Annotated in this window: 8 protein-coding genes and 1 pseudogene; 2 read left to right on the top strand and 7 right to left on the bottom strand. The window is 64.9% G+C overall.

Translation table 11 applies throughout. From position 1 onward, the window contains the following. A pseudogene (locus WS68_RS27165) lies at positions 1-161 on the bottom strand (IS256 family transposase); the annotation flags it as partial. 259 nt (positions 162-420) lie between these two features. Here WS68_RS27165 and WS68_RS01980 point away from each other — a divergent pair. Further along, the gene (locus tag WS68_RS01980) at positions 421-1,803 is read left to right on the top strand and encodes an 8-oxoguanine deaminase (RefSeq protein ID WP_059569215.1); all 1,383 of its coding nucleotides are present in this window, start codon (positions 421-423) and stop codon (positions 1,801-1,803) included. Between the two features lie 332 nt (positions 1,804-2,135). Here the strand turns inward: WS68_RS01980 and WS68_RS01975 are convergent, their stop codons facing one another. Then, positions 2,136-3,065, bottom strand: coding sequence for a LysR substrate-binding domain-containing protein (locus WS68_RS01975; protein ID WP_059569214.1), 930 nt, complete (start codon positions 3,063-3,065; stop codon positions 2,136-2,138). Positions 3,066-3,173: 108 nt separating this feature from the next. After that, the gene (locus WS68_RS01970) at positions 3,174-3,383 is read right to left on the bottom strand and encodes a dodecin (protein ID WP_059513575.1); all 210 of its coding nucleotides are present in this window, start codon (positions 3,381-3,383) and stop codon (positions 3,174-3,176) included. A 162-nt stretch (positions 3,384-3,545) separates the two neighbouring features. On the opposite strand from WS68_RS01970, the gene WS68_RS01965 reads away from it, so the two are divergent. Then, positions 3,546-4,442, top strand: coding sequence for an NAD(P)-dependent oxidoreductase (locus WS68_RS01965; RefSeq protein ID WP_059569213.1), 897 nt, complete (start codon positions 3,546-3,548; stop codon positions 4,440-4,442). A 104-nt stretch (positions 4,443-4,546) separates the two neighbouring features. Here the strand turns inward: WS68_RS01965 and WS68_RS01960 are convergent, their stop codons facing one another. From WS68_RS01960 to WS68_RS01945, 4 genes are all read right to left on the bottom strand, one after another. Continuing rightward, positions 4,547-4,990: a hypothetical protein gene (locus WS68_RS01960; protein WP_197419510.1), complete on the bottom strand. Its 444-nt coding sequence runs from the start codon at positions 4,988-4,990 to the stop codon at positions 4,547-4,549. A 360-nt stretch (positions 4,991-5,350) separates the two neighbouring features. Next, positions 5,351-5,782, bottom strand: coding sequence for a large conductance mechanosensitive channel protein MscL (gene mscL, locus WS68_RS01955; RefSeq protein WP_059569211.1), 432 nt, complete (start codon positions 5,780-5,782; stop codon positions 5,351-5,353). 171 nt (positions 5,783-5,953) lie between these two features. Further along, positions 5,954-7,147, bottom strand: coding sequence for a tetratricopeptide repeat protein (locus WS68_RS01950; RefSeq protein WP_059569210.1), 1,194 nt, complete (start codon positions 7,145-7,147; stop codon positions 5,954-5,956). A 113-nt stretch (positions 7,148-7,260) separates the two neighbouring features. Continuing rightward, complete coding sequence (locus tag WS68_RS01945; RefSeq protein WP_059569209.1) at positions 7,261-7,944, bottom strand: PspA/IM30 family protein; 684 nt, start codon at positions 7,942-7,944, stop codon at positions 7,261-7,263. Positions 7,945-8,085 lie beyond the last annotated feature (141 nt).

Genomic DNA, 8,085 nt, shown 5'->3' with positions numbered 1-8,085 from the left:
GCGCGTTTGATGACTGCTTTGTTGAACGCCAGCATCAAATCCTGGACCTCGGTCGGCGTCATCGGCCCCTTGACCAGTTGGTCCAGCAGTTCCTTGGGCAGTTCAGGCAGCGGCCCGCGGGCCGCTGCCTGACGCGCTACAGTTTGCCTTTTCTTCTTCATTGGCATATCCATGACTTTTACACCTCATGATATGCCCTGCCCACGAAATCACGGATAGGCCCTGCGGGCGTGGAGGACAGCCCGCCGAGTGTCCGTCGGGATGACGTGTGCATGCCGGTATAACCGGGCCGCGGGCGCGTCGCCTCGAATGCGGCCGACGTGCCAGCGGCCGCGATCGATGCTGCATGCGGTGCACGGCAACCTGTCTTGGCAGTTACGAAACCCTGCAGCAACGCGACCATACGGAGGCCGAACGATGATGGAACCACAGGAAAGCGTATCCGCCAGTGCGCCTGGCCGGACGCAGCATCGTGCGAAAACGCTGCTCGTCAAGCACGCCGATATGCTCGTGACGATGGACGGCGCGCGCCGCGAATGGCGCGACGCGGGGCTTTACGCAGAGGACAACCGTATCGTCGCGGTCGGGCCGAGCCAGACGCTGCCTCAACACGCCGACGAGGTGCTCGACTTGCGCGGCCATCTCGTATTGCCCGGGTTCATCAATACGCACCACCACATGTACCAGAGTCTGACGCGGGCGATTCCGGCCGCGCAGAATGCCGAGCTGTTCGGCTGGCTCACGAGCCTGTATCGGATCTGGGAGAACCTGACCCCGGAAATGATCGAGGTGTCGACGTTGACTGCGATGGCCGAGCTGCTGCTGTCCGGCTGCACGACGTCGAGCGATCATTTGTACATCTATCCAAACGGCTGCCGACTCGACGACAGTATCGAGGCCGCGCAGCGCATCGGCATGCGCTTTCACGCGACCCGCGGTGCAATGAGCGTCGGTCAGAAAGACGGGGGGCTGCCGCCCGATTCGCTCGTCGAGCGCGAGGCCGATATCCTGCGCGATGCGCAGCGGCTCATCGAGACTTATCACGACAGCCGCCGATACGCGATGTTGCGCATCGGCGTTGCGCCATGCTCGCCGTTCTCCGTGAGCCGCGAGTTGATGCGCGACGCCGCGGCCCTCGCGCGCCATTACGGCGTCTCGCTGCATACCCACCTCGCGGAGAACGACAACGACGTCGCATACAGCCTGCAGAAATTCGGGATGACGCCTGCCCAGTATGCGGAAGACGTCGGCTGGGTCGGCCGCGACGTCTGGCATGCGCATTGCGTCAAGCTCGATGCGCACGGCGTCGCGCACTGTCCATGCTCGAACATGCGGCTCGCGTCGGGCATCGCGCCCGTGCGCCGGATGCGCGACGCGGGTGTGCCGGTCGGGCTCGGTGTCGACGGCAGCGCGTCGAACGACGGCGCACAGATGATCGCCGAGGCGAGGCAGGCGCTGCTGTTGCAGCGCGTCGGTTTCGGCCCCGATGCGTTGACGGCGCGCGATGCGATCGAAATCGCGACGCTCGGCGGCGCGCGGGTGCTGAACCGCGACGACATCGGCGCACTCGCGCCGGGGATGGCCGCGGATTTCATCGCTTTCGATCTGCGCACGCCGCAGTTCGCGGGCTCGCTTGCCGATCCGGTGGCCGCGCTGGTGTTCTGCGCGCCGCCGCAAGTGGCTTACAACGTCGTCAACGGGCGGGTGATCGTGCGCGAAGGGCGGTTGACCACGGTCGAGCTTGCGCCGATCGTCGCGCGCCACAATGCGCTCGCGCAGACGCTTTACGAGCTTGCGCCGTGAACTCGACGGCAATGCGGAAAACGCACACCCGCTCGCGTGTCCGCGAGCGGCCGGCTGTTGCCGGGAAGCACGAAGCAGCGGCTCGGATCGACGCGCGGCGGGCGGTGGCGGCTTGTTCCAAAGCCGATGGATTCTGGCACGCTTGTTCGACGTAAGGCTTTCGAAAAGCGTTCGGCCGGCGAACCCGTGAAGTGCCGAACGCGCGCGCTTCGATTTTCACGGGCCGCTTCAAGTCAGGATAGCGAAAAACACGGGCGCGCAAAAACGCCGGCAGTGCCGCAGATGCGGCCGCCATATTCGTCCGCGGCGCTTAAGTGCCGCGCATGCGCGTATCACGTATCGATCAACGCGCGGGTCGCCTCGGCGACAAGCCCGCGCAGCCAGCGCACTTCGTCGGAATAGTGCCCACGTTCGTGCCATAGCTGGTAATACTGCATCGGCGGAAAATCAAGCGGCGCGGGCACGACTGACAGGGGCAGGAATTTTGCGTAGTGGTCGGCGAAAAGCCGCGTCGTCGTGAAGATCAGATCCGACTTGACGAGCACGTAAGGCGCGAGATTGAAGTACGGCAGTGTGACGACGACATGGCGCTTGAGCCGCTCGCGCGCGAGATGCACGTCGATTGCGCCACGCTGGCCGACCGAATAGGGCGTCGGCGCGAGATGCGGCGCGTTCAGATATTGATCGAGCGTCAGGCCGCCGCGTTTCGCGAACGGGTGAGTGCTGCTCATCAGGCAGACGATTTCGTCGACGAACAGATTCGACAGATGCAATTGTTCGGGCGGCTCCGGCCAGTTGCCGATGACGACGTCGAGCTTGCCATCCTCGAGCGCCAGCTCGTAGTCGAACGCCGGCCCGAGCGAATGGAATTCGAGCGTGGCGTTCGGCGCGGCCAGCCGAAAGCGCTCGATCACGGTCGGCACGAACAGCACGTTCAGATAATCGGGGCAGCCGATCCGGTAGCAGCGGATCGACGTGGCAGGGTCGAAGTTGTGCTGTTGGAACTTGATCCGCTCGATCTCGCGCAGCGCGTTTTGCACGGGCTCGAGCAGGCGCAGGCCGTATTCGGTTGGCACCATGCCGGATTTGCCCCGCACGAGCAGCGGATCGCCGGTGATGTCGCGCAGGCGGCGCAGCGCGGCGCTGATCGCCGGCTGCGACTGATTCAGCTTGACGGCCGCACGCGTCACGCTGCGCTCCATCAGCAAGGTATGCAGGACGCGCAATAGATACGTGTCGATCGCCTCGCGTTGCTGGCTCATGCTTTCTCCGTTTTATATGTCCGGGCTGATCGAGTGCAGTGGGGATCATATGGTTTTTAATATGGACATAATCGAGCGTCAAGAGCGCAGCGACGCGGCGCGCGTCGATCAATCGTCGATACGCAGCCCGACTTTGAGCGTGACTTGCCAATGGGCGACCTGGTCGCCTTCGATATGCCCACGCATATCGGTCACCTCGAACCAGTGCAGATTGCGCACGGTTTTAGCGGCTTTCGAGATCGCGTTGCGAATTGCGTCGTCGCTTGATTCGCGCGACGAGCCGGTGAGTTCGATCAGTTTGTAGACGTGGTCGTTCATGATGGACTCCAGGAAAAGTGATGTCGTTTCGTCATTCGGCCGGCGTGGCGGTTTGCCCGCGCCTTCTTGAGTGATAGGTATGATGGGCGGCAACTTCAATCGGGATTCGGACGAGTGGCAAGGGGGAAAGACGTGGACGTCGGATTTTGTGGGCCGGGATTGATGGGCGCGCCGATGATTCGGCATTTGTTGGCGGCGGGACATCGCGTGCACGTGTGGAACCGCACGCGCGAGAAGGCCGATGTGCTCGCGGAGCACGGCGCGCATGTCGTCGATACGCCGGACGAGCTTGCCGCGCGCGCCGAAACGGTCATGCTGTGCGTGCTCGATGCGCAGGCGGTGGGCGATGTCGTATTCGGCGCGTCGGGGGTGCTGTCGGGCGGGCAAGCGAATGGATTGCCGCCGGCACCGGCGGTGGCGGCCGGGCGCCGGGTGCGGCGCATCGTCGATCATTCGAGCATTGCGCCCGCGATGACGCGCGCGTATGCGGCGCGCGCGGCGGCGCTTGGCGTGGCGTGGGTCGATGCGCCGGTGTCGGGCGGCGTGCCGGGCGCGCAGTCGGGCACGCTTGCGGTGATGGCGGGCGGCGCGCTGGCGGATGTCGATGCGGCGCGCGAGCTGATTGACGCGTATGCGTCGCGCGTCACGCACATGGGCGACACGGGCGCCGGGCAGACAGCGAAACTGTGCAATCAGGCGATCGTGACGGCCACGGTGACGGCGATTGCCGAGGCAGTGGGTCTCGCGCAAGCGAGCGGCATCGATGCGGCGCGGCTTGCCGAAGCGCTCGCGGGCGGCTGGGCGGATTCGGTGCTGCTGCAAACCTTCGTGCCGCGCATGGCGCAGCCGGATCGCAGCCGCGCGCCGTTGGGCGCGCTGAAAACATTTCAGAAGGATGTCGATGCGATCGCTGACGCGGCGCGCGATACCGGCGCGGTGATGCCGGTTGCGTCGATCGTGCAGCAAGTGCTGCGGCTTGGCGCGGCGATGGGGCTGGCGAACGCCGATTTCGCGGCGTTCATCGATATCGTGCGTCCGCAGGCGCAACGGCTTGCATGAGCGCGGGCGCACACGGCAGGAAAAAGCCGGGGGCAGAGCGGTTCATGCGGCCGGCTCGATAAAACGGCGCGCCGTCTGAAACAGGCGGCCCCCAATGGCGGCGCTTACAGCGAGCGTGGCGTGGTGTCGCCGGCATTCGGTTGCCCGATGCCGTTGCGCAACCCCGCTTTCACGCCCGCACCGAATTCGGGGAGGATGCGCGCGCGGGCGCGGCTCGCGAACACCAGGAAGCCGAAGCCATTCGCTTCGTACCAATAGCCGCCGCTTTCGAGCCCTTCGATCGGCTGTTCGAGCGCATTGGCAATCGATTCGATGCAGCGCTTGCGCAATTCGGCGATCGCCGGGTACGGCGGCTGTGCGCCGCGCACGCTGCAAAGCAGGACATCAAGGCCGGGCAGCACGTGCGCGTAGAGCACCGGTTCGTCTTGAGCGCGAGCCCGGGCGATCTTGGTGTCGAGCTGGGCGAACGGCTTGGCATGGCGCAGCACCGCGAGGAACGATTCCTGGCCGTCCGGTTGCGCGCGTCGGCGTTTCTTCGGGAAGGACATAAACACTCGCTTCAAGAACATTTGCAAGAAATGCAGCATCCTCATGCGACCCACTCCCGGCTATGCGCGCCGCATGTCGATCTTTTATAGCATACGAAAATGCCGGCTTCACGAAGTTCGCCGACGCCGTTCTCGCGTATCGATCGAACCGGGTGGCAGCCTATGATCGTCCAAACCAGCGCTTTGCACCTGCACTGTCATCGAATCTCCATGATAGCCCTATGGCGCCGCGCGTGTGTCCGGACTTCGTAAAAAATGGTGCGGATGGAAATGATGGCGGCGCACATCTCATAAAAACGCCGCGCGCAAAAAAGCCCGCGCGAGGCGGGCTTGGGGCAGCAGACGAGAGCCCGTGCGGCTTCAGCGCTGCTTGAGCGCGTCGCGGATTTCGCGCAGCAGCAGCACATCCTCGGGCGTCTCGGCCAGCGCGGCTTGTTCCGGCTTGCGCAGCTTGTTGATGAACTTGACCATCAGGAAAATGATGAATGCAAGAATGATGAAATTGATCACCGCTGTAATGAACGAGCCGTAGCCGAACGTGGCCACGCCCGCCGCCTGCAGATCCTTGAACGATTCGGGATTGCCCTTGAACGACGCCGGAATCTGGCCGAGCAGGATGAATTTGTTCGAGAAATCCAGGCCGCCCGTCACTGCGCCGATGATCGGCATGATGAGATCCTTCACCACCGAGTCGACGATTTTCGAAAACGCTCCGCCAATGATCACGCCGACGGCGAGATCCATCACGTTGCCCTTGACGGCGAATTCCTTGAATTCCTGAATGATGCTCATTGGCGGCTTGCTCCTGTCGAAATGAAATAAAAGCGGCAGTTCGTTACCGCGAAAGTGGGCGTCATCATAACGAACCCGATCCCTTATCGATAGTTCATCTTAAAAAGATTGACAAACTTGTGGCCCAAAAAAATGGGCCGTTTCCGGCCCATTGTATCGGTCAAACGGTATTCAGCCGTTATTGTTCCAGTCGCCGCCGCCGCCGCCGCCGCCGAAATCGACGCCGCCGCCGTCACTGCCGCCGCCGTCCCAGCTTGCGCCCTGGCCCAGATCGAAGCCGGAATCGGGCGGGGCGGCACGGCGGCGGGCTTCTTCGTCGACGGTCACGTCGCGCTCGGTCACGCGCTCGCGCCCGCCCGACATCGCCTCGCCAAGCAGCACGCCGGTCAGCAGCCCCCCCATGCCGCCGCCGAAGCCGCCGCCTGGCTGGATCACGACGGGCGGCTGCTGCTGCGGCGGATACGGTGAGTAGGGCGGCTGGCCCTGCGTGCCCGTTATCCGGTCGGCCTCCTGCGCGAAAACCGATCCCGAGCCGCCCACGGACGCGGCTGCCGCGCTCGGGTCGGGCCGGCCCTCGACGCGTGCTTTCAGGCTCGCGAATTGCCGTTCGAGTTCGTCGAGCCGGTAGGGCGGCACCGGATTCTTGCCGTTCGACAACGCTTCGACGAGTTCGCGCAGTTGGTTTTCGAGCGCGTCGATCTCGCCGTTGAGCGCCGCCGCGGTGGGGGCCGTCGATAGTCGCGCGTCGAGTTTGAGCGGGCGCACGTCGTTGAGAAGCTCGGTCGCGCGCTTCAATTGTGCGCGGCGCTCGTCGTCCGAGCGCTTGTCGTCGGTCGAGCGCGCGCGGCGCAGTGTCCAGCGCAGGACGAACGCGATCGCGCCGATCACGAGCGCGATGCCGACCCACATTCCGGCCGACGGCTCGTGACGTGCCGGCGCGGCGGGAGACAACTGCGGCGCGCCCGGTTGCGCGGCTTGCGTCGCGCCGCCGAGCACGCCGCCCGATGTCGCCGCCCGTTCGCCGAGCGTGGCGGCGCGCCGGGCGTCGGCGCGCACGCGCGCCTCGGTTTGCGCGAAGCGCGACGCATCGGTGAAGCGCAACTGCGGATCGAGCGATTTCGCACGCTCGATCTGCGCGAGCGCTTCGGCCGCACGCCCTTCGCGGTCCAGCACCTGGGCGTACAAATAACGCGCGCGCGCGTTATTCGGATACGCGTCGATCACTTGCGAGAGCTGCGCGTCGGCTTGCTGCCAGTTGCCTTGCGCAATCGATTGCTGGATTTGCGATAGCGACGGTACCGCTGCGTGAGCGGCGGCCGATGCGAGGATCAGCGACACACCGACTGCTGCGAGAAGCTTTTTCATGGTCGGTTCGGGCGCTTGAGCCCGTCTCCTTACGGGTACCGCGCGCGGCGGCGGTGCGTTGGCACGCGGGGCCGCCGCGTCGCGGAGCCGGCTGGCGGCAAGCCGCCGTTGCGTTACTGCTGGGCCGGCGTGTTCAGTTGCTTTTTCAGCGCTTCGAGGCGGTCCTCGACGGACGGGCCCTTGTTCAACGCGGCGAGTTTGTCGTCGAGCGCGCGGCCGCTGTTCGAGTCGGCCGAGTTCAGGCGTGCGTCGGAGCGCGCGTTCGACAACGCGACCTTGTCCTCGAGCTTCTGAAAATCCTCGGACAGATTCTTGCCGCCGATTCCGCCGAGCGCCGTCGCCGCGACGTCCTTCGCCTGCGCGATTTCCTGCTTGGCTTGCAGGATGTTCGAGCGCGCGTTCAGATCGTTGCGGCGCGCGCGCATGTCGGCGATCTGTGCCTTCAGTTTGTCGACGGACGGCTCGAGCGCTTCGAGTTCGCGCGCGAGCGCGTCGCGCTCGGCTTCGGCGTTCGCCTGCGCGGCCAGCGCTTCGCGCGCGAGGCTTTCGTCGCCCGACTGCAGCGCGCGCTTCGCGCCGTCCTCATACTTCTTCGCGCGCTCGCTTGCGGCGTCGCGCTTGCTGCGTTGCATGGCGACTTGCGCTTCGATCTCGATCAGCGAGTTTTCCGCGCGGCCGATGCTGTCGTCGAGCTCCCGCACGATTTGCCGCGCATCGCGCGACGGGTCCTGCACCGAGTCCGCCGCATCGTTGAGCAGACCTTTGATCGTGCGCGAAATAGAATCGAAAAGCGACATGAATTCCTCCGTAGATAAATGACGATGCGCATGCGCGCATCGCGTGCGGTGCATTGCCGCGCCGAGCGGCCGGTGCCGGCGGATATTACACCACCGGATCGCTTAAACCCGCCTTAAACGCGGCGGCTTGCGAGCGGCGCG

This window comes from Burkholderia sp. TSV86, assembly GCF_001522865.1.
Taxonomy (GTDB): Bacteria; Pseudomonadota; Gammaproteobacteria; order Burkholderiales; family Burkholderiaceae; genus Burkholderia.
Note: the sequence above shows the minus strand (reverse complement) of the source record. Positions and strands in the feature narration are given on the sequence as shown.